This window comes from Streptomyces kunmingensis (genome assembly GCF_039533535.1).
Lineage (GTDB): Bacteria > Actinomycetota > Actinomycetes > Streptomycetales > Streptomycetaceae > Streptomyces > Streptomyces kunmingensis.
On the sequence record NZ_BAAATS010000006.1, the window covers coordinates 647,813 to 673,511 of the forward strand.

General features: G+C 72.0%; 21 protein-coding genes and 1 pseudogene. 9 read left to right on the forward strand and 13 right to left on the reverse strand.

The genetic code is table 11. The features are described 5' to 3' along the window. Positions 1-161: 161 nt before the first annotated feature. A complete protein-coding gene (locus ABD366_RS11060) occupies positions 162-1,418 on the reverse strand; it encodes a lipase family protein (RefSeq protein WP_324767849.1) in 1,257 nt (418 codons plus the stop codon). A gap of 346 nt (positions 1,419-1,764) precedes the next feature. Between ABD366_RS11060 and ABD366_RS11065 the strand changes: the two genes are divergently transcribed. From ABD366_RS11065 to ABD366_RS11075, 3 genes are all read left to right on the forward strand, one after another. Next, complete coding sequence (locus ABD366_RS11065; RefSeq protein ID WP_324767850.1) at positions 1,765-4,659, forward strand: peroxidase family protein; 2,895 nt, start codon at positions 1,765-1,767, stop codon at positions 4,657-4,659. Continuing rightward, positions 4,646-6,040 carry a hypothetical protein gene (locus ABD366_RS11070; RefSeq protein WP_324767851.1) on the forward strand — a complete coding sequence of 465 codons (1,395 nt, stop codon included), beginning with the start codon at positions 4,646-4,648 and terminating at the stop codon, positions 6,038-6,040. The genes ABD366_RS11065 and ABD366_RS11070 overlap by 14 nt, the downstream gene beginning before the upstream one ends. Before the next feature lie 87 nt (positions 6,041-6,127). Continuing rightward, positions 6,128-7,264 (forward strand): serine hydrolase domain-containing protein, encoded by a 1,137-nt coding sequence (locus ABD366_RS11075; RefSeq protein WP_324767852.1) that lies wholly within the window; start codon positions 6,128-6,130, stop codon positions 7,262-7,264. On the opposite strand, the gene ABD366_RS11080 is transcribed toward ABD366_RS11075, so the two are convergent. After that, on the reverse strand, positions 7,230-8,255 hold the full coding sequence (locus ABD366_RS11080; protein ID WP_344441563.1) for an acyl-CoA dehydrogenase family protein: 1,026 nt from the start codon (positions 8,253-8,255) through the stop codon (positions 7,230-7,232). The two genes, ABD366_RS11075 and ABD366_RS11080, sit on opposite strands and share 35 nt — an antisense overlap. Next, positions 8,255-9,409 carry an acyl-CoA dehydrogenase family protein gene (locus ABD366_RS11085; protein ID WP_324768586.1) on the reverse strand — a complete coding sequence of 385 codons (1,155 nt, stop codon included), beginning with the start codon at positions 9,407-9,409 and terminating at the stop codon, positions 8,255-8,257. The genes ABD366_RS11080 and ABD366_RS11085 overlap by 1 nt, the downstream gene beginning before the upstream one ends. A gap of 103 nt (positions 9,410-9,512) precedes the next feature. On the opposite strand from ABD366_RS11085, the gene ABD366_RS11090 reads away from it, so the two are divergent. Genes ABD366_RS11090 through ABD366_RS11100 form a run of 3 tightly spaced genes read left to right on the forward strand, consistent with a single transcriptional unit; the run spans position 9,513 to position 12,078 of the window. After that, positions 9,513-10,298 (forward strand): SDR family oxidoreductase, encoded by a 786-nt coding sequence (locus ABD366_RS11090; protein ID WP_324768585.1) that lies wholly within the window; start codon positions 9,513-9,515, stop codon positions 10,296-10,298. 5 nt (positions 10,299-10,303) lie between these two features. Further along, positions 10,304-10,939: a TetR/AcrR family transcriptional regulator gene (locus ABD366_RS11095; protein ID WP_324768584.1), complete on the forward strand. Its 636-nt coding sequence runs from the start codon at positions 10,304-10,306 to the stop codon at positions 10,937-10,939. Then, positions 10,921-12,078, forward strand: coding sequence for an acetyl-CoA C-acetyltransferase (locus ABD366_RS11100; RefSeq protein WP_324768583.1), 1,158 nt, complete (start codon positions 10,921-10,923; stop codon positions 12,076-12,078). The genes ABD366_RS11095 and ABD366_RS11100 overlap by 19 nt, the downstream gene beginning before the upstream one ends. Positions 12,079-12,132: 54 nt before the next feature. On the opposite strand, the gene ABD366_RS11105 is transcribed toward ABD366_RS11100, so the two are convergent. The 7 genes from ABD366_RS11105 to ABD366_RS11135 all read right to left on the reverse strand — a co-directional run bounded on the left by ABD366_RS11105 (position 12,133) and on the right by ABD366_RS11135 (position 18,377). Continuing rightward, the gene (locus ABD366_RS11105) at positions 12,133-13,215 is read right to left on the reverse strand and encodes an NAD(P)H-dependent flavin oxidoreductase (RefSeq protein WP_324768582.1); all 1,083 of its coding nucleotides are present in this window, start codon (positions 13,213-13,215) and stop codon (positions 12,133-12,135) included. Beyond that, positions 13,212-13,973 (reverse strand): CoA-transferase subunit beta, encoded by a 762-nt coding sequence (locus tag ABD366_RS11110; RefSeq protein WP_324768581.1) that lies wholly within the window; start codon positions 13,971-13,973, stop codon positions 13,212-13,214. The genes ABD366_RS11105 and ABD366_RS11110 overlap by 4 nt, the downstream gene beginning before the upstream one ends. Next, on the reverse strand, positions 13,970-14,836 hold the full coding sequence (locus ABD366_RS11115) for a CoA transferase subunit A (protein WP_324768580.1): 867 nt from the start codon (positions 14,834-14,836) through the stop codon (positions 13,970-13,972). The genes ABD366_RS11110 and ABD366_RS11115 overlap by 4 nt, the downstream gene beginning before the upstream one ends. Further along, entirely contained in the window at positions 14,833-15,639 is an 807-nt protein-coding gene (locus ABD366_RS11120; protein WP_324768578.1) for an enoyl-CoA hydratase family protein, read from the reverse strand. Before ABD366_RS11120 ends, ABD366_RS11115 begins: the two co-directional genes overlap by 4 nt. 118 nt (positions 15,640-15,757) lie before the next feature. After that, positions 15,758-17,425 carry a cytochrome bc1 complex cytochrome b subunit gene (qcrB, locus tag ABD366_RS11125; RefSeq protein ID WP_324768577.1) on the reverse strand — a complete coding sequence of 556 codons (1,668 nt, stop codon included), beginning with the start codon at positions 17,423-17,425 and terminating at the stop codon, positions 15,758-15,760. Positions 17,426-17,492: 67 nt separating this feature from the next. After that, positions 17,493-17,636: a DUF6886 family protein gene (locus ABD366_RS11130; protein WP_344441645.1), complete on the reverse strand. Its 144-nt coding sequence runs from the start codon at positions 17,634-17,636 to the stop codon at positions 17,493-17,495. Positions 17,637-17,639: 3 nt separating this feature from the next. Then, on the reverse strand, positions 17,640-18,377 hold the full coding sequence (locus tag ABD366_RS11135; RefSeq protein ID WP_324768576.1) for a FadR/GntR family transcriptional regulator: 738 nt from the start codon (positions 18,375-18,377) through the stop codon (positions 17,640-17,642). A gap of 169 nt (positions 18,378-18,546) precedes the next feature. Between ABD366_RS11135 and ABD366_RS11140 the strand changes: the two genes are divergently transcribed. From ABD366_RS11140 to ABD366_RS11150, 3 genes are all read left to right on the forward strand, one after another. After that, complete coding sequence (locus tag ABD366_RS11140) at positions 18,547-19,788, forward strand: CynX/NimT family MFS transporter (RefSeq protein WP_324768574.1); 1,242 nt, start codon at positions 18,547-18,549, stop codon at positions 19,786-19,788. A gap of 1,303 nt (positions 19,789-21,091) precedes the next feature. Next, positions 21,092-22,465 carry a CpaE/TadZ family protein gene (locus ABD366_RS11145; protein WP_344441569.1) on the forward strand — a complete coding sequence of 458 codons (1,374 nt, stop codon included), beginning with the start codon at positions 21,092-21,094 and terminating at the stop codon, positions 22,463-22,465. A gap of 117 nt (positions 22,466-22,582) precedes the next feature. Beyond that, complete coding sequence (locus ABD366_RS11150) at positions 22,583-24,055, forward strand: MFS transporter (protein ID WP_324773868.1); 1,473 nt, start codon at positions 22,583-22,585, stop codon at positions 24,053-24,055. A gap of 12 nt (positions 24,056-24,067) precedes the next feature. Here ABD366_RS11150 and ABD366_RS11155 read toward each other — a convergent pair whose 3' ends face one another. The 3 genes and pseudogenes from ABD366_RS11155 to ABD366_RS11165 form a co-directional block, all read right to left on the reverse strand. Continuing rightward, on the reverse strand, positions 24,068-24,595 hold the full coding sequence (locus tag ABD366_RS11155; RefSeq protein WP_324773866.1) for a hypothetical protein: 528 nt from the start codon (positions 24,593-24,595) through the stop codon (positions 24,068-24,070). A gap of 72 nt (positions 24,596-24,667) precedes the next feature. Beyond that, a complete protein-coding gene (locus tag ABD366_RS11160) occupies positions 24,668-25,264 on the reverse strand; it encodes an MBL fold metallo-hydrolase (protein ID WP_324773864.1) in 597 nt (198 codons plus the stop codon). A gap of 97 nt (positions 25,265-25,361) precedes the next feature. Further along, positions 25,362-25,695, reverse strand: a pseudogene (locus ABD366_RS11165) (beta-L-arabinofuranosidase domain-containing protein); the annotation flags it as partial. Positions 25,696-25,699: the final 4 nt, after the last annotated feature.

The window sequence follows — 25,699 nt, forward strand, 5'->3', positions numbered from 1 at the left end:
GCAGCTCAGGGGCGCGGGGAACTGCGCGAGCAACCACGACCGTGGCGCGCCTCAAAGACCGGCGGGACATGGCAGACGCCTAGGGGCGCGGGGAACTGCGCGAGGAGCCCCACCGGAGCCGCACCCGTCCGACCGCCCCCAACCCCCGGCCGGGGCAGGCCTCAGCGCACGTCCCCGAACTCGCTCAGCACCCCCTCCGGCGCGAGCGCGTTCACGTAGCGCTCCGGCCCGTGGTCCTCGAAGGAGTACTTGAACGGGATCGACCGGGTCAGCGCGAGGCGCGCCGCGAAGAAGGCCAGCGGCGCGACGACGGCGAGGCCCGCGAGGCTCTCCATCTGCGGGTAGGGCAGGACGGGGTCACGCCGCTCTACCCAGCCGTGGGTCCGGGTGCGGCGCGGGACCCCGGCGAGCCGGCGCAGCCGCGGCAGGGGGTTGACGCCGCTGAGCAGGTCGCCCGGCATCGAGACCGCCTCGGCCGCCGCGTCGGCCGCCGCCCCGAACACCGCGTCCCAGCCCGCGCGGGGTGTGCGGTAGTGGAACTCGCGGCCGAACGCGGCGTACGGGCCCACGGGGCGCGGCGGCAGGGCGGGCACGACGTCGCGGTCGTGGATGTAGCGCAGGAGCCGGTCGCGCAGCAGGTGGGTGCCGCTGGAGTCGGTGGCGCTCTCACAGGCGTGGGCCAGTTCGGGGCCGCCGAGCATGGGCTGGCCGAAGGTGTAGACGGCGCGCAGACAGCGGGCGATGTGTGCGTAGCGCGGTTCGTGGACGAGGGTGACCGCCATCAGTGCGGCCATGGCCGCGCCGAGGCTGTGGCCGGTGATGTAGAGCGCTTCGAGGCCGCTGCCCCGGTCGCCCTCTTCCCCGGGGTCGACGGACTCGCCGCGTACCGCCCGGTCGAGGGCCTCGATGACCAGATGGCGGGTGGCACGCATGTTGCGGTAGAAGCCCGCGTGCACGGGGTGGCGCACGCCGTCGAGGTCGACGCGGAGCGTGTCGGGGTGCACGTCGGCGTCGGTGAGGATGCTGATGATGTCCTCGGGCGGGGTGCCGCGGTAGCAGAGGATCACGACGCGGCGGTCCCGGTCCTGGACGAGGTAGGCGGCCGAGGAGATGTACAGGGCGTCGACGCGCTGCTCGAAGAGACGGCAGCGGTTCTCCTCCAGCCCGAGCCGGGTCGCCATCATGGCCATCGTCCGGGTGTCGCCGCCCTGGTCGTGTCCGGCGTAGGCGTACGCCGAAAGGGTCGCGAGGGCATGCGGAATGATGCCGTCCGGGTCGGGGTGGCCCTTGTCGTCGAGGAGCCGGCCGACCAGGTCGGGGTAGACGGGGAACGTCGTCCGCCCCGGTTCCACGAACGTCGGTTCCTTGCAGGGACGCAGCTCGGAAAAGGTGGGGCCGTGCTCGGTCGTGTCCCGCATCGGGACCTCCCTGGGCGGGCTGCCGAGCACACCACCGGAGCGGGATGCCGTCAAGGCGTCGCCGACCGGCCATCGGCGGCGCCGTCGGGTGGGGCGGATGAGGGGCGGGCGGCGCGCGGTGTGCCGCCGTTGACCGGGCGGCCCGCCAGGACGCCGCTGACAAGCTCAAACCCCCTTGTGTGTAGGGGAGTTCATGCTCATGGCGGGGTGGCGGACATGGCGGGAACCTTCGCTGCGGCGTGTGTCGCGGCGCCGATAGCGTCACTGGCCCCTCCTCCTCCACGTACGAATTCTGTGTACGAGGCACGATCTCCCGACGCACGGCACACGACAGGGACGGCAACCGATGGCCGAGACCGAACGTCACACACCGTACGAAACGGCACAGTACGAGCGGTACGAGGGCGGCAGCCCCGAGGCCGAGCGCCTCGTGTTCGAACACCTCGCCCGAGAGATCATGAAGGTGCAGGTCGCGAACCGCAGGGCCAGTGGCGCCCCGGACTACGAGCGGGTCGTCCACGCCAAGGCCGCACTCGGCGTGGAGAACGCCCGCCTGCGCTTCGCCGACGACCTTCCGGCCGCTCTGCGCAGCGGCTTCGCCCAGCCCGGCGCCGACTATCCGGCGACGGTACGACTCTCCAACGCCAGTGGGATGCGCGGCCCCGACGGCGCGCCCGATCTGCACGGCATCGCCGTGCGCGTCCAGGTCACGGGCGACGAGAGCCATGACCTGATGGCGACCAGTTTCCCCGTGTCGCACGCGCGCGACGCCCGCGAGTTCGTGGCCTTCGCCAAGGCGATGGCCGGCGCGCGCACCCCGCTGCAGAAGGCCTTCGGGCTGTTCGTGAAGCTGCCGCTGGCGGTCGGCCTCGGCACCGCGAACCGGATGCGCCGCAACGTCCAGGCGGCGACCCGGCACACCGTCAACAGCCTGGCCCGCGAGACCTACTGGAGCCGGGGCGCGATCCTGTGGGCCGAGGCGGGCCCGGTCCGCTATCTGTTCCGGCCTGCCGCGAGCGGTGGCAGCGCCGCGCCGCACCCGGACCGCCGTGACCCCGACTTCCTGCGCGGCGAGCTGACCCGGCGTCTGTCCCGCGACGACATCGCCTTCGACCTGTGCGTGCAGCGCTGGGTCGACGAGCGCCGCACGCCCGTCGAGGACGGCTCCGTGGAGTGGGAGGACGCGATCACCCCGCCCATCGTGGTGGCCCGGCTGACGATCCCGCGGCAGGACCTCACGACGGCCGAGGCCGGTTCGGCGGAGCGGCGCATCGAGGAGCTGTCGTTCAACCCGTGGTACACGACGGACGCCTTCCGGCCGCTGGGCAACATCAACCGGGCCCGCAAGATCGCCTACCAGGCGAGCAGCGCACAGCGGCACGACATCCGCTTCACCACCCTGGAGCCGGCCAGGAACCGCGTGCTCGACGTCCCGGTCGCGTACGTCTTCCGGGTCCTGAACCGGGTCGTACCGTGGCACCGGCTGCCCCTCGAGGCGAGCCTGCTGAACCTGGTCTTCCTGCGCAAGGTGCTGCGCCGGCTCAACCTCATCGACACCGAGGTGCCCGAGGCGCCGCCGAAGGCCGAGCCGGTGCCGGTCGCCGTCGACGAGCGGCTGCGCACCTCACGCTCGTACGACGGCACCTACAACGATCTGTCGGCGCCGCAGATGGGCGCGGTCGGCGCGGCGTTCGGCCGGAACCTGAAGCCGCAGTACCGGCCCGATCTGTTCGACACCCCGAACCCGGTGACGGTCAGCCGTCAGCTCCTGACCCGGGAAAGTTTCGTGCCCGCGACGTCCCTGAACGTTCTGGCGGCAGCGTGGATCCAGTTCCAGGTGCACGACTGGGTGAACCACCGGCGGTACGGCGAGGGCGGCAAGACGGTCGAGGTGCCGCTGCCGCCCGGCGGGGGGACCTGGTCCAACTCCCCCGGCGGCCCGCAGGAGAACGTGATGCGGTTCGCCGAGAACGAGGGCGTCGAGCTGCCCGGCGACCAGCCGCCGATCCTCTTCGGGAACACCGCCTCGCACTGGTGGGACGGCTCCGAGGTGTACGGCGGCGACGAGGCGACGGCGAAGCAGCTGCGTGAACCCGAGGGCGGGGCACGGCTGTTGCTCGACGGCGGGCACATCCCGATCGACCGCAGCGGCATCCCGATCACCGGCTTCAAGGACAACTGGTGGATGGGGCTCAGCGCCATGCACACGCTGTTCGCCCGTGAGCACAACGCGGTGTGCGACGCGCTGCGCGCGGAGTACCCGTCGATGAGCGAGGACCGGATCTACCACACGGCCCGGCTCGTCGTCTCGGCGCTCATCGCGAAGATCCACACGGTGGAGTGGACCCCGGCGATCCTCGCGACGAAGGCGCTCGACATCGGGATGCACACCAACTGGGAGGGCCCGCCCAGGAACTGGCTGAACCAGCTGGGCCTGTGGCTGCTCGAATCGCACGCGCTCACCGGCATCCCGAAGACGCTCCCCGACCACCACGGGGCGCCGTACTCGCTGACCGAGGACTTCGTCACCGTCTACCGGATGCACCCGCTGATCCCGGACGACTACGAGCTGCGCGAGCACCACTTCGGGCAGCGCCTGGAGACCGTCGGCTTCAACGACATCCAGGGCGGGGCGGCCGAGAGCCAGATCCGCAAGACCGGTCTGGCCAACACCCTGTACTCGTTCGGCATCGCGCACCCGGGCGCGATCACGCTGCACAACTACCCCAAGTCCCTTCAGCACTTCCAGCGCGAGGGCGAGATCATCGACCTGTCGGTGGTCGACCTGGTACGCACGCGCCGGCGCGGGGTGCCGCGCTACAACGACTTCCGTGCCGGTCTGCACAAGGACCGCATCCGCCGCTTCGAGGACCTCACGCGGGAGCCGGAGACCCTGGCGCGCCTGAAGGAGGTGTACCGCACGGTCGACGAGATCGACACGGTCGTCGGCCTGTTCGCGGAGAACCCGCCGACCGGCTTCGGTTTCTCTGACACCGCGTTCCGGGTCTTCATCCTGATGGCGACGCGCCGGCTCCAGAGCGACCGGTTCCTCACCGTCGACTACCGCCCGGAGATCTACACGCCGCTCGGCATGGACTGGGTGGAGAAGGGCGGCATGAAGTCCGTCGTGCTGCGGCACTGCCCGGAGCTGGCGTCCCTGATGCCGCGCGAGGCGAGCGCGTTCGCGCCGTGGCGGCCGGTGTCGCCGGCCGCCAACGGAGGCTCCGATGACGCCGGTTGACGGCAACTCGGGCAACCGGGGCCTCGACGACCTGCTCGCCCGTCCGTTCCTCCAGACGGTCTGGCGGCGGCGCACCCACCGGGTCTCCCGGGGCGTGTCGGTGGCGGCCGGGTCGATGAGCTATCAGTCGCCGCACAAGGCGCAGCCGCTCACCGAGCTGGAGGAGGCGATGCTGATCGCCGTCACCGGCTCCACCGGGCTGACCATGCCGGACCGCCCGTTCGAGGACCCGCGCGACCACAAGCCGATCATGGCCAAGCCCAATCTGACCATGACGGGCCGCACGGCCGGCAGCCCCGACAACGCGCAGGGCACGTACTTCTTCCTGATCAACGACAGCGGTACGTACTTCCTGCGCAGGCTGGCGCCGGCCCCGCACGAGCCGTTCGACGCGCAGACCCTGATCGAGCGGGCCCGGCGGACCAAGGTGAAGATCCTGGACCACCGGCTCGACGTGGCCGAGGGACTGCGCGACTTCCCGGCGTATCTGGACTCGAACCGCTTCCTGTCCAATCTGCCGGGCACGACCGTCCTGTTCCCGGTCGTCGACCTCTCGCACCAGTACATCAACGCACTGATGTACCTGCTCACCCAGCCGGACCACGCGCGGCCGACGTTCGTCGACGACCGCAATCTGTACCGTCCGGCGGGCGTGAAGAAGTGGATGGACGACGGGTTCCTGAACAAGGACCTGAAGCTGCCGCTCGGCGCGCTCGGCCCGATGCGCACGCAGATCGAGGCGGATCTCCTCCTCCAGACGGTGATGCTGACGGCGGAGGCGATGGGGCTCGGCGCCTGGATCCACGCCTCGCTCAATCCGCAGATCGCGCTCGGCGACCCGAAGTTCAGCAGGGTGTACGGCAGGATGCTCGGCTTCACGTTCATCACGCCGCGCTGGCGCCCGGCCGACGTGTGGCGCTGGCACGTCCCGCTGCCCAAGTACGCCACGCTGCGCTCCCAGCCGGTGGGTCTGACCGACCCCGCGACCGGTGAACCACTGATCGCGGCGGCCTGCCCGCCGGCCCACGCCTCCATGTCGGACGCGGTCGACGCGATCGTCGAATCGAAGTTCGGCACGGGTGGCACCTACGGCGACAAGGACGTCTTCACCCGCATCTACAGGGAGGACTACGGACAGCGCTATCTCGCCGAGGCCAGTGAGTACGACGAGCGCGTCGTCGACTGCGCCCGCGACATCTGTACGTACATCCTGGCCACGCACCGCCGCTTCCCCGCGCACACGGACGCCATCCATGTGCCCGGGATCTGGCTCCAGGCCCACCACGTGGAGGGCGATTACTACGAGCGCTTCTTCACCAACGGTCTGACCGACGCGCATCGCGCGCACGACACGCTGTGGGACGGCGAACCGATGAGTTGAGAGCGGCTCGGCGGTCACCCTTCTCGTACGCATGACATCTGTTGTACGTATGACACCTGCCATCGCCTGTTCAGAAGGGTGACCCCGATGTCCGAGACCACTTTGAGCGATGTTCTGGCCCCGCACGTCACGAAGGGGCCGGTGCCGGGGGCCGTGGGTCTGGTGGCCCGCGGCGACCGGGTCGAGGTCGCGGCCGTCGGGTACGCCGACGCCGAGGGCACCACGCCGCTCGCGCGTGACTCGATCTTCCGGCTCGCCTCCCTCACCAAACCGGTCGTCGCGGCGGCCGTGATGGTCCTGGTGGACGAAGGCCGTCTCGCCCTCGACTCGCCGATCGGGCACTGGCTGCCCGAACTGGCCGCGCCGGACGTCGTGCGGGACCCGGCGGGCCCGGTCGAGGACGTCGTGCCGGCGGCCCGTCCGATCACGGTGGAGGACCTGCTGTCGTTCCGTGCGGGCTGGGGCTTCCCGTCCGACTTCTCGCTGCCCGCCGTGCAGCCGGTGTTCGCGCTGATGGACCCGCACGCTCCGCAGCGCCTGCCGGAGCCGGACACCTGGCTCGCCGCTCTCGGCCGTGTCCCGCTGCTGCACCAGCCCGGCGAGGCGTGGCTCTACAACACGTGCTCCGACATCCAGGGCGTCCTCGTCTCGCGGGTCACCGGCCGGCCGCTGCCGGACTTCCTCGCCGAGCGGATCTTCGAGCCCCTCGGCATGCGTGACACCGCCTTCGAGGTCCCGGCCGCCGAGCGCGCCCGCTTCACCAGTGCCTACGTACCCACGGCCGACGGCGGCGCCGAGCGCGTCGACACGCCGGACGGCCAGTGGAGCAGCCCGCCCGCGTTCCCCTCCGGCGCGGGCGGGCTCGTGTCCACGGTCGACGACTGGTGGGCGTTCGCCCGCATGCTGCTCGACGGCGGCGGACCCGTGCTCTCCGCCGGGTCGGTGGGCCTGATGACGACCGACTGCACGACCGCGGCCCAGCGCTCGGCGGCCGATCTGTTCCTCCAGGGGCAGGGCTGGGGCTTCGGCGGCTCGGTCGACATCGCAGCCCGTGACCCGTGGAACGTGCCGGGCCGCTACGGCTGGGTCGGCGGCACCGGTACGGCGGGCTACCTCACCCCCTCGACCGGCACGGTCTCCGTCCTGATGACCCAGCTCGCCCTGAGCGGCCCGTCACCGATGCCGTCGGTCATGCGGGACTTCTGGGCGTACGCGGGCCAGTAGCCGCCGCTGGGTGAGCGGGCCGGGCGAGGACCTGCGCCCGGCACTCGCCCGGCGTGCCCCACGCGCCGCTCAGCGCCCGTGCCTTCGTCAGCCACAGGCTCAGATCGAACTCGGCGGTGTAGCCGATCGCGCCGTGCAGTTGCAGTGCGGTGCGGGCGGCGGTGTACGCGGCCTCGCCCGCGGCCACCTTCGCGGCGGCCAGGTCAGCCGGGCGCATCGTCACGGCCGCGCCGAAGACCAGCGGGCGGGCGAACTCCAGAGCGATCAGGGTGTCGGCGAGCCGGTGCTTCACGGCCTGGAACGCGCCGATCGGCGTCCCGAACTGGGTGCGCTGCTTCACATGGGCGACCGTCCGGTCGAGCAGGGCACGGCCGACACCGAGGGCCTGGGCGGCGGTGGCGAGGCGGGCGAGCGCGGCCGCGTGCAGGACCGCTTCCCGCACGGCGGGCCCGGCGGCAAGGCACTCGCCGCCGGGCAGGGGCTCCGCGTACCGGCGGGCCGCGTCGAGGCCGGGACGGACGGGGCCGTGGCCGGGGGCGGCGCGCAGTGTCCAGGGGTCGCCGTTCTCCACGACGAGCAGTGCGTCGGCCGTGTCCGCGTCCAGGAGGTGCGGTCCTGCCCCGGGCACCTTGAGCGTGGCCAAGGCGTCCCCGGCGAGCAGCTCGCCCAGGAGGCCCTTGCCCGCGTCGACGAGGCCCGCACACAGGGACGCCGCCGCCACCGACTCCGCGTACGGTCCCGGCACCGCATGGCGCCCCAACTGCTCAAAAGCTACGGCGAGTTCTACGGGACACACCCCCGCAGCGTCGCTCTCCTCGGGGACGGCGAGCGTGAACAGGCCGGTGCCGGCGACGCGGCGCCACAGGGCGCGGCCGGGTCCGGGGTCGCCCGCGGCCCAGGCGCGCGCCGCCGCCGGGACGTCCGCCGCGCCGAGCAGCGCGTCGAGGGTGCGGCCGAACTCCCGCTGTTCGGCGTCGAGGAGGAAACGCATCAGCGCCGTCCCTTCGGCAGGCCGAGGAGGCGTTCGGCGATGATGTCCCGCTGGATCTCGTTCGTCCCCGCGTAGATCGGCCCCGCCAGGGCGAAGACGTAACCCTCCGCCCAACGACTGTCCGCCAACTCCCGTTCCAGAACATCGAGTTCGAGCGCCGTCTCGTGGAGCGCCACGTCGTACTCGGACCAGAAGACCTTGTTCAGGCTGGATTCCGCGCCGATGTCCTCCCCGTCGAGGGCGCGTGAGGCGTGGGTCCAGGTGAAGAGTTCGTAGGCACGGGCGCCGATCACGGCGTCGGCCACCCGGTCGCGCAGCGCGGTGTCGTCCGGGTCGCCCGCGTCCCGCCACTGCCGCTCCAACTCCGCGGCGCCGGCGAGGAACCGGCCCGGCGAGCGCAGGGTCAGGCCCCTTTCGCTGCCGGTCGCGGACATGGCGATGCGCCAGCCCTGACCGGGCTCGCCGATGACGTCGGCGTCGGGCACGAAGACGTCGTCGAGGAAGAGTTCGGCGAAGGCCGGTTTGCCGTCGAGGCGCGGGACGGGCCGGACGGTGACGCCCGGCGCGCGCAGATCGAACATCAGGTAGGTGAGCCCGCGGTGCGGCCTGTCGGTCCTCGCGGTGGCGGGATCGGTCCGGAACAGGCCGAACGCCCGGTCCGCGAAGGCGGCCCGCGACGACCACGCCTTCTGGCCGTTGAGCAGCCAACCACCCGGCGCGCGCACGGCAGTTGAACGGAGGGAAGCGAGGTCCGAGCCCGCCTCCGGCTCGGACCAGGCCTGGGCCCAGACGGTCTCGCCGCGCGCCATCGAGGGCAGGATCCGTGCGCGCTGCTCGTCGGTGCCGTAGTCGAAGAGGGTCGGCGCGAGGAGGCTGATGCCGTTCTGCGAGACCCGGCCGGGCGCTCCCGCCGCGTAGTAGGCCTCCTCGAACAGCAGCCAGCGCACGAGCCCGGCGTCCTGCCCGCCGTACCGCTCGGGCCAGGACACGACGGACCAGTGGTCGGCGGCCAGTTCGCGCTCCCACTCCCGGTGCGCGGCGAAGCCCTCGCCGGTCTCCAGGGAGGGCAGCGGCTCGTCCGGCACGTGCGCGGCGAGCCAGGCGCGCGCCCGCTCCTGGAACGCCGCGTCCTCGGCGTCGATCGTCAGGTCCATCGGACTCGCGCCTCCCCGGCTCCTCTTCCCTAACAAGTGTTTGGTAGATTAGCCTCCGGGTCGGACATCCGTCGAGATGCCGCCGCCCGAAGGAGGTACGCGCATGGGCACGCCGCCGCCGTACGAACCCGGTCACCAGCTGCTCGCCGGGCGGACCGCCGTGATCACCGCGGCGGCCGGAGCGGGCATCGGCGGGGCGACCGCCCGCCGCTTCCTGGAGGAGGGCGCCCGCATCGTCGTGGGAGACGCCCACGCGCGGCGCACGGCCGAGACCGTCGAGACCCTGGCAGAGGAGTTCGGCACCGACCGCGTGACGGGCGCCCCCTGCGACGTCACCGCCGAGGACCAGGTGCGGGCGCTGTTCGCGCTGGCCGAGCGGGTCCACGGCGGCCTGGACATCGTCGTGAACAACGCGGGGCTCGGCGGCACGGCCGAGCTGACCGAGATGACCGACGAGCAGTGGGCGAAGGTCATCGACGTGACGCTGACCGGCACGTTCCGCTGCACCCGGACAGCACTGCGGCTGATGAAAGCCTCGGGACGGAAGGGCGTGATCGTCAACAACGCCTCCGTGCTGGGCTGGCGTGCCCAGGCCGGGCAGGCGCACTACGCCGCCGCCAAGGCCGGGGTGATGGCGCTGACGCGCTGCGCGTCCGTCGAGGCGGCGGAGCACGGCATCCGCGTCAACGCGGTCTCGCCGAGCCTCGCCATGCACCCGCACCTCGCGAAGGTCACCTCGCCCGGGCTTCTGGCGGAGCTGACGTCCCGCGAGGCGTTCGGCCGGTACGCCGAGCCGTGGGAGGTCGCCAACGTGATCGTGTTCCTGGCCAGCGGCTACTCCTCGTACCTGACGGGCGAGGTGCTCTCCGTCAGCGACCGGCATGCCTGAGCGGCATGCCTGAGCGGGCAGCGCGCCGCGCCGAACTCCTCTCCGTGGCCGCGGGCGTCTTCGCCGAGCTGGGCTACAGCGCCACCACCGTCCGTGTCATCGCCGAGCGCGCGGGACTGCTCGCGGGCAGCCTGTACTACCACTTCGACTCGAAGGAGTCGATGCTGGAGGAGATCCTGCGGACGTTCCTCGACGCGCTGTGGACCGGCTACGACGCGATCCTCGGCGACCGCGCCCTCGGACCGCGCGAGACGCTGCGGGCGTTGGTCGTCGAGTCGTTCCGGGAGATCGACCGGCACGGTCCCGCGGTCGCCGTCTTCCAGAAGGAGGCCCGGCAGCTGGCCGCGCAGCCCCGCTTCGCGTTCCTCACCGAGGCGCAGCGGGACTTCGAGGACGCCTGGCGCACGACGCTGGAGAGGGGTGTCGCCGACGGCGCGTTCCGGCCCGACCTCGACGTGCGCCTCGCCTACCGCTTCCTGCGCGACACCGTGTGGGTGGCTGCCTCCTGGTACCGGCCGGGCGGCCGGCACACCGCCGACGCCATCGCGGGCCAGTACCTGTCGATGGTCCTCGACGGCATCTCCGTACGTTCCACCATCCCTACAGCGACCAGGAGTCGACCATGGCCGAGGCCTACATAGTGGACGCGGTGCGCACCCCGGTGGGCCGGCGCAGGGGCGGCCTGGCCGCCGTGCACCCCGCCGATCTGGGCGCGCACGTGCTCAGGGCCCTCGTGGAGCGCACCGGCGTGGACCCCGCCGCCGTCGAGGACGTCGTGTTCGGCTGCCTCGACACGGTCGGCCCGCAGGCCGGTGACATCGCGCGGACCGCGTGGCTCGCGGCCGGGCTGCCCGAGGAGGTGCCGGGCGTCACGGTCGACCGGCAGTGCGGTTCCTCGCAGCAGGCCGTGCATTTCGCGGCGCAGGGCGTGCTGTCGGGGACACAGGACCTGGTGGTCGCGGGCGGCACGCAGAACATGTCGCTGGTCCCGATCGCGTTCGCCTCGCGGCAGGCGGCCGAACCGCTGGGTCTGACGGAGGGCCCGTTCGCGGGCAGCGAGGGCTGGCGCGCCCGGTACGGCACGCAGCCCGTCAACCAGTTCCACGGCGCCCAGCTGATCGCCGACAAGTGGGGCATCTCGCGGACCGCCATGGAGGAATGGGCACTGCGCTCGCACCAGCGGGCGGTCCGCGCCATAGACGGGGGGCGTTTCGCGCGCGAGACGGTCGCGTACGGCGATGTCACCGTCGACGAGGGGCCGCGCCGGGACACGACCCTGGAGAAGATGGCGACGCTCGCCCCCGTCGTGGAGGGCGGCACCATCACGGCGGCGTGCTCCTCGCAGGTGTCGGACGGCGCGGCCGCGATGCTCCTCGCATCCGAACGGGCCGTCCGGGATCACGGGTTGACGCCGCGCGCCCGCGTGCATCACCTCTCCGTACGCGGCGAGGACCCGATCCGGATGCTGTCGGCGCCGATCCCCGCGACGGCGTACGCGCTGAAGAAGACCGGTATGTCGCTCGACGACATCGACCTGGTGGAGATCAACGAGGCGTTCGCCCCGGTGGTCCTCGCCTGGCTCAAGGAGACCGGCGCGGACCCGGCGAAGGTCAACGTGAACGGGGGCGCCATCGCCCTCGGCCACCCCCTGGGCGCGACGGGCGTGAAACTGATGACGACGCTGCTGCACGAACTGGAGCGCACGGGCGGCCGGTTCGGGCTCCAGACGATGTGCGAGGGCGGCGGCCAGGCGAACGTGACGATCATCGAGCGCCTGTAGACGGAGGGGGCAGGGACCTGTAGCCGGAGGAGAGGCACAGACCCCTGGAGGCGGCTACACCGATCGCAGCCGCTCCAAGGTCTCCCCCGCCTCCGCCACGATCCGGTCCACCAGTTCGCGGCACGACGGCAGGTCGTCGATGACGCCCGCGACCTGCCCGGAGGCCATGACACCGCCCCGCGGATCGCCGTCCACCATCGCGGACCTGAGCATCATGGGTGTGTTGGCCGCCAGCAGCACCTGGCTCCAGCTCAGGTCCTTGCCGTGCTTCATGGCGAGTCCGTCGCGTACCATCCGCGTCCAGCCGAGCCCGGACACCTTGCGGAACGCCGCCGCGTGCCGCACCGCCCGCAGCAGGGCGGCGGGCCGGCCCGCCCGCTCGAGCCCGGCGACGAGCTCGCTGCGCAGCATGCGGTGCGGCAGCCCGTCGACGGCCGTGGTGACCGTGACGTCCTGGACGCCCGCGGCGAGATAGCACGCCTTCACGGCGTGCGGCACGGTCGAGTCGGACGTGAGCAGGAAGCGGGTGCCCATGGCGATACCGGCCGCGCCGTACGCGAGTGCGGCGACCAGTCCGCGCCCGTCGTGGAAGCCGCCCGCCGCGATGACGGGAATGTCGACGGAGTCGACAACTTGCGGCAGCAGTACGGTCGTTGCCACAGCGCCGGTGTGGCCGCCGCCCTCACCGCCCTGTACGACGACCGCGTCGGCGCCCCACGCCGCGACCTTCTCGGCGTGCCGGCGCGCCCCGATGGAGGGGATGACGACGACGCCCGCGTCCTTCAGCTCGGCGATCAGCTCCTTGGAGGGCGCGAGAGCGAACGAGGCCACCTTCACGCCCTCGTCGACGATGATCCGTACACGTTCGCGCGCATCCCCCGCGTCGGCCCGCAGATTGACCCCGAAGGGCTGGTCGGTACGGGACTTCACCTCCCTTACGGCGGCCTTGAGTTGGTCGATGGTCATGGTCGCGGAGGCGAGCACGCCCAGCGCCCCGGCGTTCGCGGAGGCCGACACGAGGCGGGGCCCGGCGACCCAGCCCATGCCGGTCTGCACGATCGGGTACCGCACGCCGGTGAGTTCGGTGAGCGCCGTCCCGAAGGCCGGGCCCGCCGTCGGCGCGGTCTCACCACTCACGCGGGCACCTCACGATGACGCAGACCCTTGGGGTCCAACTCCGCGCGTATCAACCGCAGTTCCTCACCCGTCGGTTCACGGGTGTACGGGACCTCGGCGGGCAGCACCAGCTCGAAGCCCGTCGCCTCGCGGACCTCGTCGACCGTGACCCCGGGGTGCAGCGAGGCGAGGCGCATCGTGTGGTCCGGGGTGTCGAAGTCCAGCACGGCGAGGTTGGTGACGACGCGCGGCAGGTGATGGAAGCGGGTCGCGGACGGCCCGGCCGCGGCGGCGCTGTCGTAGCCGACGCCGCTCACCATGTCGACCTTGCTCACGAAGACCCGCCGGGAGTGCTTGGGCACCCAGTAACTCGTCGGATTGTTCAGCGTGTTGATCGGCGCTCCACGTACTCCGAGCAGCTGGCGTGTCGGCCGCCGCCAGTCGCCGATGCAGGAGATGTTCTGGTTGCCGAACCGGTCGAGCTGGCTCGCGCCCATCATCACGTGCCGCCGGCCGCCCGCCACGAACTCCAGGTGCTGGCGGTAGGGCAGCCAGCCCTCGCGCTCCCCGTCGGGGCCGATCAGCATGGCCTCGCCGTCCGTCAGCAGCAGGTCCGGCGCGAACGTGCGGCGGGCGAGCCGCGCCCCGATACCGGGGATCAGACCCATGGGACTGGCCAGCAGCTCGCCGCTGCCGCGCCACGCCTCCGCGCAGGCGATCACGCAGTACTCGGCGCGGGACACGGTCCCGGCCGCGGCGCCGTCCGTCGTGGTGGTCATCGGCCGCTCCCGTCTTCGCACTGCTGCCGCCACGTTCCGACCGCGGCCTGGTACGCCTGCTCGTCCCCGTCGAGGAACCGCGCCCGCAGCTCCTCGTACGGTGTGGTCGCGTACAGCTTCTGGAACGCCTCGTCACGGTCGTAGTCGGGGGCGCAGGACGTGAAGTGCGCGCCGTTCGGTGCCTCGACGACGCCGTTGACGCGGTGCCGTTTGATCAGCAGCGACTGCGCGGGCCCGCCCTTCGCCAGTTCGGCGCCGTCCACGATCCGCTCGCAGGAGACGTACGCCGCCTCGGCGGCCCCGCAGAACAGGTCGTCGAAGTACGGGTCGGGGCCCAGGTACTGCCCGTTGCCCGACCGGTCCGCACGGTTCATGTGGACGAGGGCCACGTCCAGGCGCAGGGCGGGCATCGCGACGAACGTCTCCCCGTCCTCGTACGGCGAAGTGATCGTGCGCAGAGCGGGGTTGACGCGCATGACGTCCGAGCCGAGGCCCGCCCGCACCGGCAGGAACGGCAGCCGGTTCGCGGCGGCGCGCAGCCCCCACATGAACATGGCCTCGTCGACCTCCATCAGCTCGATTCGGCCCTGCTCGCGTGCGGCGCGGAAATGCGGCTCCAGGGGGATCGAGTCGAGGGTGGCGAAGGACGCGACGAGCTTGCGGATCTTTCCCGCGGCGGCCAGCAGGCCCACGTCCGGGCCCGCGTACGAGACGACGGTCAGGTCGGTGACGTCGCTGCGCAGCAGGGCCCGTACCAGCGCCATGGGTTTGCGGCGCGAGCCCCAGCCGCCGATCCCGACCGTCATGCCGCTGCGCAGCCGCGCCACCACGTCCTCGGCGGACAGGGTCTTGTCCGTGCTCATTTCGCCTCCTGAGGGGCGGCGCCGAAGGTGGCCCGGACGCGGTCGGCGACGCCACTGAGGTTCGCCTCGAAGGTGAAGCCCTGCTCGTAGCGGTAGCTGCGGTGGACGTCGACGGGGTCGATGCCGTTGAGGGCGGCCTTGGCGAGCCGCAACAGGTAGCCGTCCTTGCGTGCGATCTCGGCCGCCAACTCCAGCGCACTGGAGCGCAGTTGCTGTCGCGGTACGACCTTCCACACCGAGCCGTGCGCGTGCAGTTCGGCGGCGGTCACGGTGCGCGAGGTGTAGTAGAGGGCGCGCATCAGGTGCTGCGGGACCAGGCGGGCCAGGTGGGTGGCGGCGCCGAGCGCGCCCCGGTCCAGTTCGGGCAGGCCGAACGTGGCGTCGTCGCTCGCCACGATCGCGTCGGCGTTGCCGACGAGCCCGATCCCGCCGCCGAGGCAGAACCCCTGCACGGCGGCGACGACGGGCACCTCGCAGTCGTACACCGCGGCGAAGGCGGCCGCGCAGCCCCGGTTCGCGCCGATCAGCGCCGCGTGGCCGCTGTCGCGCTGCATCTCCTTGATGTCGACGCCCGCGTTGAAGCCGCGGCCGGACGCGGTGAGCACGACGCAGCGCGTGTCGGGGTCGCGGCCCGCCGCGCGCACGGCGTCGGCGAGGTCGTACCAGCCCTGTACCGGCAGGGCGTTGACCGGTGGGTGGTCGATGTCGACGACGGCGATCGCCTTGCCCGCCGGCGAACCGTCCGGCGCGCCTTCCAGTGGGCCGTCCGACGAGCCGTCCGCGAACGAGAGGGAGACAGGCATCTGCGACTCCGCCACCTTCCAACCAAACGTTTGTTAGTCAGCTGGGGTGAAGGTAGCAGCGAAGGCCCCTGGGGAACAGACGCTCTCGCCACTCCCCAGGGGCCTTCGTCGGCCGGTCTCAGCGCCTCGACGTGTCCCGTTCGGACTCGTGCCACCCGGCGTGCAGTGCCTGGTACTCCTCCGCGGTGGCCTTCGGCACGTACGTTCCCGGCCCGTACATGGCCTTCGCGAGGCGTGCCCGCACCCGCTGGCGCACGGTGAACTTGCGCGCCACCCCGTTCTCGTCGAGCTTCGGCCCCAACTCGTAGGCCGGAGGCTGCTCGTGGATGTTGAGGGTGTACAACTCGGCGCGCGTGAGCGGCTCGTGGACCTCGATGTACTCGCCGTGCGGCAGCCGCTTGATGATGCCGGACTCGCGGCCGTGCAGGGCCTTCTCCCGGTCGCGGCGCTGCAGCCCGTTGCAGATCCGCTTGGTGACGATGAACGCGAGCACCGGGACGAGGAAGAAGCCGACCCGCACGGCCCAGGTGATGGCGTTGATGGACAGATGCAGGCGCAGGGCGATGATGTCGTTGCCTCCCCCGATCAGGAGCACGGCGTACAGCGACAGCCACGCGACGCCGAGTCCGGTACGGACGGGGTGGTTGCGCGGCCGCTGGGCCAGGTGGTGCTCGCGCTTGTCGCCGGTGACCCACGCCTCGAGGAACGGGTACACCGCGATCACCGTCATGACCAGCGGGAACAGCATGAACGGGAGGAAGACGCCCAGTTGTAACGTGTGGCCCCAGAAGTTGATCTCCCATCCCGGCATCACCCGGATCAGGCCCTCGGAGAAGCCGAGGTACCAGTCGGGCTGGGCGCCGGTCGTGACGAGGTCGGTCCGGTACGGCCCGAACGCCCACACCGGGTTGATCGTCGCGACCGCCCCCATGAACGCGAGCACGCCGAAGACGAGGAAGAAGAAGCCGCCCGCCTTGGCCACGTAGATGGGCATGAGGGGCGCTCCGACCACGTTCTTCTCGGTGCGGCCCGGGCCCGCGAACTGGGTGTGCTTGTGGTAGAAGACCAGGATCAGATGGGCCGCGACCAGGCCGAGCATGATGCCCGGCAGCAGCAGGATGTGGACCGGGTAGAGCCGGGCGATGAAGTCCTCACCGGGGAACTGGCCGCCGAAGAGGAAGAACGACAGATACGTGCCGACGATCGGCACCGACAGGATGGCGCCCTGCGAGAAGCGCAGGCCCGTGCCGGAGAGCAGGTCGTCGGGGAGCGAGTAGCCGGTGAGGCCGGTGACGATGCCGAGCATCAACAGGGTCCAGCCGAACAGCCAGTTGACCTCGCGCGGCTTGCGGAACGCGCCCGTGAAGAAGACCCGCATCATGTGGCAGAGCATCGCCGCGACGAAGACCAGCGCGGCCCAGTGGTGTATCTGCCGGATGAGCAGACCGCCGCGCACGTCCATGCTGATGTCGATCGTCGACTCGTACGCCCGGGTCATGATGATGCCCCTGAGCGGTTCGTAGGAGCCGTTGTAGACGACCTCGGCGCTGCTGGGCTCGAAGAAGAAGGTCAGATAGGTACCGGTGAGAATGAGGATGATGAAGCTGTAGAGGCAGATCTCGCCGAACATGAAGGACCAGTGGTCCGGAAAGACCTTGCGCATCTGGGACTTGGCGAGCTGGTAGATCCCGAGCCGGCCGTCCGCCCAGTCCGCGAGACGCTCCCCGCTTCTCGGAGGGCTCGCCCGTCGGCCGCCGTTCTGGGTGCGCTCGATGCCATCGCTCATGCGACTCCCCCTCGAAGCCCGGTGAGGCACAGTCAGCGTAGAGCGCGTGGGGGCGGCCCGACAGGGGTCAGCGGGGCGTTGCGTTGTGCAGGCGGATGCCGCTGAAACTCAGGGTGCTGATGGTGACCGCATCCCGGAAAGTCCACAGGTCATTGACCAACCGCCTTTGCTTGTCGGCTTCTTGATGGGCAGTCAGCCTTCCCGGGCGCAGGCCTCATTCCTCGCCTGACTCCGCCTGCTCCGCCTGCTCCGCCTGCTCCGCCTGCTCCGCCATGCGTGCCATGGCCGCCTCCACGGTCTCGGTGTGTGCCCATGCCGCCTTGGTGGCCGCCTCCGGGTCGCGGCGCGCGATCGCCTCGGCCAGATCGTCATGGGCACAGGCGCCGGGCAGCTCGGGCGCCCAGCTCGGGAGCAGTGACGCGATGCTGTCCCGCACCGACGCCGTGATGCTCTCGTACAGGTCGGTCATCAGAGGGTTGCCGCTCGCCGCGACGACCGCCCGGTGGAACTCGAGGTCCCGGTCCACGAACGCGGCCGGATCGTTGCCCTCGTCCGCCCGCCGCCGGGCCAGCAGCGCGGAGAGGATGCGGGCCAGATCGTCCTCGCCCCGGTGCACGGCGGCGGCGGGCGCCGCTTCCCGCTCCAGGGCGAGGCGCACCTGGAGTACGTGCTTCAGCTCGGCGCGGCGCAGTCGCCGCCGCAACGCCGCGTTGAGGTCGCTGGCGGCCCGTACGTACGTCCCGTCGCCACGGCGCGCCTCCAGCAGGCCGGTGTGGCACAGCGCCCGGACGGCCTCGCGCACCGTGTTGCGCCCCACCCCGAACGCCTCGACGAGCTGCCCCTCCGCCGGAATCCGGTCCCCGACGGCCCATTCACCGCTCTCGATGCTCCGCTCGATCCGCCCGATGGTCCGCTGGACCAGGGTGGCGCCGGTGCGGGGTGTCTCGGACAAGGCGGGGCCTTTCTCGTACGGGAGGGGACGCGGCGCGACCGGACATCGGGGTCGGGGTCGGGCGGCTCAAATATCCCACATCTACCGGCAGCCCGTGGCCCGCTTTGCTAGGAAAGGTTAGCAATCCAGCCCCTCTGCGCTCGAAACATGGGATGTTACGTTGGAGCACATGCCGCACAGCGCCGACCCGTCGACCTCAGCTCAGCCCGCCTCCCGCACCACGTCCCGGACCGTTCCCTCGCAGGCCGCGGGCGGACTGCTCGCCGCGGGCATCCTGCTGATCGCCATGAACCTGCGGCCGGGCGTCGTGGCCGTCTCCCCCGAACTCGACGCCGTACGGCACTCCACCGGGCTCAGCGGCTCCCTCGCGGGGCTGCTCACCACGCTGCCGATCCTCTGCTTCGGGCTCCTGGCCCCGTTCGCGGCGAAGCTCGCGCGACGGATCGGTATGACGCGGGCGCTCGGCGCGATGATGGCCCTGCTCACGGGGGGTATCGCGGTACGGCTCGCGCCCGGCCTCCCCGCGCTCTTCGCCGGCACGGTGCTGATCGGCGCGGCGATCTCCCTCTCGAACGTGCTCGTCCCCAGCGTCATCAAGCGCCACTTCCACCATCGCACCGGGCTGATGATGGGCCTCTACTCCGTCGCCCTGTTCTGCGGCGCGGCTCTCGCGGCCGGGGTGACGGTGCCGCTCGGCGACGCGCTCGGCCTCGGCTGGCGCGGGGCGATCGGTGTCTGGGCGGTGCTGTCGGCGGCGGCGTTCCTGTTCTGGCTGCCGCAGTTGCGCCGCGCGGACGTGCCGGCCGCCGCGACCGGTACGGCGGCCGACTCCCGTACCCCGCTGCGGCGTTCGCGCCTCGCCTGGCAGATCACGCTGCTCATGGGGCTGCAGTCCCTGGAGTACTACGCGTGCGCGGCGTGGATCCCCGCGATGCTCACCGAGGAGGGCATGTCCAGCACGCAGGCCGGCTGGATGCTGTCCCTGATGAGCCTCGTCGGCATCGCCGGTTCGCTCGCCTTCACCGCGCTCGTCGGACGGGCCGGAAACCAGGTGGCGTTCGCCCTCACCGGCACCACGCTGTTCTTCGTCTCCCTCATCGGCTTGATCGTGGCGCCGGTCGGCGGCGCCTACGCGTGGATGCTGATGCAGGGCTTCGGCTCTGGGCTGCTCATCAGTACGGCTCTCGCGGTGATCGTGCTGCGCTCCCCCGACGCGGCGCGCGCCGCGGAGATGTCCGGAATGGCGCAGGGCGTCGGCTACCTGCTCGCCGCGGCGGGCCCGTTCCTGCTCGGTGCGCTGCACGACGCGACGGGCGGCTGGACGGTTCCGTTGACCCTGCTCGCGGCGCTGTGCGTGCCGATGGGGATCGCGGGGGTCGGGGCCGGGCGGGCACGGCAGTTGGAGGCGTGACGCCCAGGGCTTTGCCACTGCTACGGGTGAGGGGAGATAGGCTTTCGCGGCCGGGGGTCCGTTGGAGGCCACGCCTGGCACAAGTGAAGGCGCACTGACTCGTAGCCGGGGGTCTGCCGATGATGTTCGACGTGGGGGCGTGGATGACTGGTCCGCTGGTGCCGACCCGGGCTGTCGCCCGGCAGGCGTGGTGACCCCCATGGAGACCAACGGCGAGAACGCGGTCCCGGACCGCGTCAAGACCCCCCTCCCGGTGCGCCGCCGCGACGAGACCCGCCTCAACCCGGGCACGGTCCGCCCCCGCCCGCCGAAGCCCCGCGCGCAGAACTCCGCCCCACGCCCCAGCACGGAGGCCCCGGCACGACAGCCCCGAGCGGAGACGCCGGTGCCACGCCCTGCGGAGACACCCGAGCCGCTGCACACGGAGGCTCCGGCACCCCTGCACACGGAGGCTCCGGCACCCGTGCCTACGGAGACGCCGGTACCGCTGCACACGGAGACGCCGGCACCCCTGCACACGGAGACGCCGGCACCCCTGCACACGGAGGCTCCGGCACCCGTGCCTATGGAGACGCCGGTACAGCTGCGCACGGAGGCTCCTGCACCTCTGCCTACGGAGACGCCGGTACCGCTGCACACGGAGGCTCCGGCACCCCTGCACACGGAGACGCCGGTACCGCTGCACACGGAGGCGGCCGAGGCTCAGCCGCCTACCGAGACTTCGGCCCCGCCGCTCACGGAAGCGCCCGAGGCGCACCCCCGGGCTGAAGGCTCCGCGCCACCGCTTACGGAAACCTTCGCGCCGCAGCCCCTCGCAGACACCCCCGCGCCGCCGCGCGCGGAAGCCCCCGAATTCCGGTCCCGAGCGGACGCCTTCGCGCCGCCACAGACGGAAGTTCACGCCCCACAGCCGCGTACGGACTCCTCCGCGTCGCCGCTGGAGGCCCTCGCGCCCCAGCCGGGTGCGCAATCCGTCCCGTCGCCGCTAGCAGGGGCCCCCGAGCCACAGCCGCCTGTCGACGCCTTCGCGCGCCCGGTCACAGACACCCCCGCGCCCCAGTCCCACGCAGGCGCCTCCTCCCCGCCGCTCGCCGACGCCCCGGCACCCCGGTCCCGTCCAGACGCCTTCGCACCGCCGCTCACGGAAGCGCCCGCGCCGCCCGTGGACAGAGGCGTTGCGCCGCAGCCCCCCATAGACACCACGCCCCGCCCCATTCCGGGGACGCAGCCCCGACCGGCGCCGGCCCCCGGGGAGACCGCCGCACCGACGTCCCGTGTCGAGCCCGCCCCGCAACCGCTCCCGGTGCAGCCCCAGCCCGCCCCGCAGCCCCGCGGAACCGTCACTGCGACCCCGCCCCGCATCGACACCACCCCGCGGCCCCTCCCCGTATCGCAGCCGCCTGCCGCCGTACCGGCGTCGGACCTCAACGGCGCCCAGCCGCAACCCCGTACGCACGTCGCCGCCCCGGCGCCGAGCATCGACACCACGCCCCGCCCCATCCCCGGGACGCAGCCCCAGGCAACCCCCCAGTCGCTCCCCGTACCGCCGCCCCAGCAGCCCGCGCCCGGGCACGGAGTCGCCGGGGCGCAGCCGGGTGGCGTGGGGGCACCCCCGATGCCGCCCGCACCACCCGCGGCCAGCGGCTCCGCACCACCCGCGGCCAGCGGCTCCGCACCACCCGCGGCCAGCGGCTCCGCTCCGCCCGCGGCTCGCGCCTCCGTGCCGGCCGTCCGCCCCCGGCCGGGGCTCGCGCTGCCCGCCCCCGAGCCCGTGCTCACCGTCGACCCGCGCCTCACGCAGGCCACGGGCAAGCCGCAGCACGGCGACTCGGTGGCCCGCCGCTCCGGGCAGTCGTTGCGCCGGCTCGCCCGGCCGTCGGCCCAGGCCGGCGGTGAAGAGGCCCGCTGGACAAGGGAGTTGCAGCACCCGGTGACCAAGGGCCGGGTCGTCGCGGTGACCTCGATCCGGGGCGGCGTCGGCAAGACGACCACCGCCGCGCTCGTCGCCCGCACCCTCCAGCGCGTCCGCCAGGACCCCGTACTGGCCCTGGAGGCGGACGCCGCCCTCGGCACGCTCGCGGTGCGGCTCGGTGCCCAGTCCGTCCGCTGGTCCGCCGCCGAACTGGCCCAGATCCTGAAGCCGTCGATGCATCTCCTCGACATCACCGGCTACTTGGTGCCGCTCCCGGACGGCGGCTGGCTGCTGCCCGCGAGCCAGGGCCGGGTCGGCCCCCCGCTCGACGTCACCACCTACCGCACCGTCACCCTCGCGCTGCGCCGCCACTTCGCCATGACGGTCGTCGACTGCGAGACGCTGCCGGGCGATGTCGCGCGTACCGCCATGGACACCGCGCACGCCCGCATCATCGTCGCCCCGATGACCGCCGAGGGCGTCGGCGGCACCCGCGTCGTCCTGGACTGGCTGGCCGGTCTGCCGCATTCCACGCTGCCGTCCACCGTCGTGGCCCTCACCTCGGGCGCCCCGGACCAGAACCTCGACCTGGCCGTCGCCACCGCCCACCTCCGCGAGACGGGCGTCGGCGTGGTCCACCTGCCGTACGACCGGCATCTCGCCGCGGGCGGCCCGATCCGCACGGAGCTGCTCGCCTCGGCCACCCGCGGCGCCGCCGCGGAGCTGGCGGCCGAGGCGGTGCAGCGCGCGGTGCGCAGCCGGTGAAGGTCTCGTGAGCAACCCCGGCGGCCCGTGATCCCGGTCGATCGCAGGCATTGACGTACCCCTCTCCCGCTGCGATCTTGGCAAGCGCTTTCCAGCGCCTGGCGTCGAGGGGGACGTATGAGGGACAGGGAATCCACCGCACAGGCCCGCACCACGGACCCGCCGCGGGAGCGGCGTCGCGCGCTGTTCTCCGGGCATCACACCCACCTCTGGGGTTTCCTGCTCGCGGGCTGGCTGGTCAGCTACGCGGACCGCACGGTCACCGGCCCGGTCGTCTCCTGGATGATCGAGAACAAGGCCGGTTTCATCGGCGACGCGTCGAACCCGGCGACGCTCGGCGGCCTCATCGGCTCGATGTTCTTCACCGGCTACATGCTCACGCAGTACGCGGGCGGCCGGCTCGGCGACCGGTACGGGCACCGCGAGATGCTCGTCGTGTCCCTGCTCTGGGCGGGTCTGCTGACGCTGGCGTCGGGACTGACCGGCGGCCTGATCGGGTTCGTCGTCGCCCGCGTGCTCACCGGCCTCGGCGAGGGCGTCTTCTACTCCAACGACCGTGTCCTGGTCATCGATCACACGCCCCCGGCCCGCCGCACCATCGGCCTCGGCGTCGTCCTGTCGGGCCTGTCCATCGGTCTGACCGTCGGCATCGTCGCCACCCCGCATCTGATCGACCTGGGCGGCGCGTGGGGCCTCGGCGACCGGGCGTGGAGCATGCCGCTGTACGTGTTCGGAGTCGTCTCCCTGCTGGTGGCGGCGGCCACGTGGAGGTTCTTCCGGGCGCGCGGCGACCGCCCGTTGCGTCTGGGGCCTCCGGCGCTGCGCCTGATCGGTTACTCGGTCCCGGCGGCGGCCGCCATCGTCGCGCTCTTCGTCCTGGCGGACGAGTTCAGCTGGCCGGAGTGGCTGACGGCGGTCGGTTCGGGCGTGCTGTTCCTCGTCATGGTGACGATCGTGATCCGCGGCATCGTGCGCACCGGACGCTCGTCCCGGCTTCTCAACCGCAACGTCTGGCTGATCTACCTCAGCTTCATCGCGGTGATGTGGAACCTGTGGTTCTTCTCGTTCTGGTCGGTGCAGATCGTCGCGGAGAGCGCGCACAGCAGTCTCGGCGCCGCCGCCCTGACCGCGGCGTTCAACGCGGGCGCGGGCATCATCGGCTTTCCCGTCGGCGGCTGGATCGCGGACCGGCGGGTGCGCGCGGGCAAGGGCCGCAAACCGCTGGCGGTGACGTGCGCCGCGGTGCACACGGTCCTCGCGGTGGCGTTCGGCGTGAGCCTGCTCGACGGGCGCCCGTCGCTGCTCCTGCTGGGCCTGATCCTGTTCTGCTCCGGCCTGTTCTTCAACGCGCTCCAGCCCATCGTGCACAGCCTCCTCGGCGACCTCGCCGCCGACGAGGACCGGGGTTCGCTGTTCGGCCTCTTCAACCTCGTGGCCGAGATCGGCGCGGTGGCCAGCCCCGTCGTCAGCGGGGTGCTGCGCGACGCGACGGGCAGCTGGGCGCCGGGCGTGTTCACGGCCGCCGGTGTGATGGCGGTGTCGGTCGTGCTGTACGCGATGGTGAAGGAGCGGATACCGGCGGTCGCCTGACCCCGGGCTCGCTCAACAGCCCTGCTCGATCGGCTCGAACGTGACCTTCGCGCGCGCGTCCGCCTCGTTGACCTCGCTGTAGGTCGCGGGGCGGACGCGGTACCAGACGTCGTCCTTGGCGGGCTTGCCGTTCACGTCGTCGAGCCGGACGCACCAGCGTTCCTGGCGGACGACGCGCGTGTACGTCTCGGTGCCCTTGCGCACCTTCTTGCAGTCCTGGTGCCTCTCGGTGGAGTACCAGGTCTTGGTGCGGCCCTTGCTGCGCCGGGTGTGCTTGACCTTGCGGGTGTCGGTCGCGCACTTCTTCACCAGGTGCGGCCGTGTGCCCTTCGTGGTCCGCCGGGTGACGTGCCGTACGGAGTCACGCACTCCGGCGATCTCGACCGGCCTGTCCTCGCGCTGCGCGGCGGAGGAGTCCTCGCCCTTCGCCGGACCGGCGTGCGCCGACGACCCCTTGTCCGCACCGCCGCCGCACGCCACGAGCACGGTCACGAGCACCATCGTCAGCCCGGCGAGTGCCGGACGCCGCTTCCAGGACATAGCTCCTCTTGGTGTACATGCCGTCAGGGTTGGGCAGCGTAGCCGATCATGGACGGCCGCCGGCTCCCGGGGTCAGAGGGGCTCGCCGGGGCGAAGGAAGCGGTAGTCCGTGTCGGTCTCCTGCGCGAGCCATCCGTTGACGCTGCTCAGACCCCGCTCGTTGATCTGCGCGTCGTGCACGGCGAACGCCCGTCGCGGGCCCACCGAGTTGACGAAGTCGATCGCCTGCGCCGTACTCAGCCACGAGCCGTGGACCGGGACGAGAAGCGTGTCCACCGGCCCCTCGGGCACATGCAGCGCGTCACCGGGGTGGTAGACGGCGCCGTCCACGACGTAGCCGAGGTTCGCGCAGTCGGGCTCTCCCCCGTACACGGTGGCGTGCCGGCCTCCGACCGCCCGGACGTGGAAGCCCGCCACGGTGAACTCCGCGCCCGCGCGCACCCGTTGGGGGTTCAGGCCCGGGAGGTCGGATTCGACCGGGGCGTGCACGGGCACGCCGAGCGCCCGCAGGCGCAGGACGTCCACGTGGTCGGCGTGTTCGTGCGTCACCAGGACGGCGTCCGCCCCGGTCAGGGCGGACGGCTCGCTCCAGATCCCCGGATCGACGACCAGCACGCGCCCCTCGTGTTCGAGCCGTACACAGGCATGGGTGTACTTCGTGATCCGCATGAGGAGGGACCGTAGCGCCTCTGCGGACCGGCCTCACCTCTGCGCCGCCTCAGGCCTGGTACGACGCCCGTCGCGCCGTCGCCACGATCTTCGTGGCGTCGGCGTGGACGTCGCTGAGCGTCGACGCGATGACGCCGGGCTCGCCCCAGAACTCGCGGTTGCTGGTGCCCCCGATGGCGTACATGCGGGGCGGCACGACCATGTCCCAGAAGTTGCGGACGGCGTCGCGGTAGCGGCGCTCGCCGGTCTCGTCACACAGATCGCCTCGACGATGCCGCCGAACTCGCCGCTGGAGAAGATCCCCCACATCCGTTGCAGGGTGGCCGCGGGCAGCCGGGAGAGCCGCGCGTACGTCCAGTCGCACAGGCCCTCGCCAGGTCGAGCGCTTGCGCGTCGCCGGTGGCGGTGTGCGCGTCGAGGAGGCCGCGCAGTGGC

Excerpts from the sequence above, each read along its gene's own strand:
- ABD366_RS11060 (WP_324767849.1), bottom strand. The coding sequence starts at position 1,418 with ATGCGGGACACGACCGAGCACGGCCCCACCTTTTCCGAGCTGCGTCCC.
- ABD366_RS11065 (WP_324767850.1), top strand. The coding sequence starts at position 1,765 with ATGGCCGAGACCGAACGTCACACACCGTACGAAACGGCACAGTACGAG.
- ABD366_RS11070 (WP_324767851.1), top strand. The coding sequence starts at position 4,646 with ATGACGCCGGTTGACGGCAACTCGGGCAACCGGGGCCTCGACGACCTG.
- ABD366_RS11075 (WP_324767852.1), top strand. The coding sequence starts at position 6,128 with ATGTCCGAGACCACTTTGAGCGATGTTCTGGCCCCGCACGTCACGAAG.
- ABD366_RS11080 (WP_344441563.1), bottom strand. The coding sequence starts at position 8,255 with ATGCGTTTCCTCCTCGACGCCGAACAGCGGGAGTTCGGCCGCACCCTC.
- ABD366_RS11085 (WP_324768586.1), bottom strand. The coding sequence starts at position 9,409 with ATGGACCTGACGATCGACGCCGAGGACGCGGCGTTCCAGGAGCGGGCG.
- ABD366_RS11090 (WP_324768585.1), top strand. The coding sequence starts at position 9,513 with ATGGGCACGCCGCCGCCGTACGAACCCGGTCACCAGCTGCTCGCCGGG.
- ABD366_RS11095 (WP_324768584.1), top strand. The coding sequence starts at position 10,304 with ATGCCTGAGCGGGCAGCGCGCCGCGCCGAACTCCTCTCCGTGGCCGCG.
- ABD366_RS11100 (WP_324768583.1), top strand. The coding sequence starts at position 10,921 with ATGGCCGAGGCCTACATAGTGGACGCGGTGCGCACCCCGGTGGGCCGG.
- ABD366_RS11110 (WP_324768581.1), bottom strand. The coding sequence starts at position 13,973 with ATGACCACCACGACGGACGGCGCCGCGGCCGGGACCGTGTCCCGCGCC.
- ABD366_RS11115 (WP_324768580.1), bottom strand. The coding sequence starts at position 14,836 with ATGAGCACGGACAAGACCCTGTCCGCCGAGGACGTGGTGGCGCGGCTG.
- ABD366_RS11120 (WP_324768578.1), bottom strand. The coding sequence starts at position 15,639 with ATGCCTGTCTCCCTCTCGTTCGCGGACGGCTCGTCGGACGGCCCACTG.
- qcrB (WP_324768577.1), bottom strand. The coding sequence starts at position 17,425 with ATGAGCGATGGCATCGAGCGCACCCAGAACGGCGGCCGACGGGCGAGC.
- ABD366_RS11140 (WP_324768574.1), top strand. The coding sequence starts at position 18,547 with ATGCCGCACAGCGCCGACCCGTCGACCTCAGCTCAGCCCGCCTCCCGC.
- ABD366_RS11150 (WP_324773868.1), top strand. The coding sequence starts at position 22,583 with ATGAGGGACAGGGAATCCACCGCACAGGCCCGCACCACGGACCCGCCG.
- ABD366_RS11155 (WP_324773866.1), bottom strand. The coding sequence starts at position 24,595 with ATGTCCTGGAAGCGGCGTCCGGCACTCGCCGGGCTGACGATGGTGCTC.
- ABD366_RS11160 (WP_324773864.1), bottom strand. The coding sequence starts at position 25,264 with ATGCGGATCACGAAGTACACCCATGCCTGTGTACGGCTCGAACACGAG.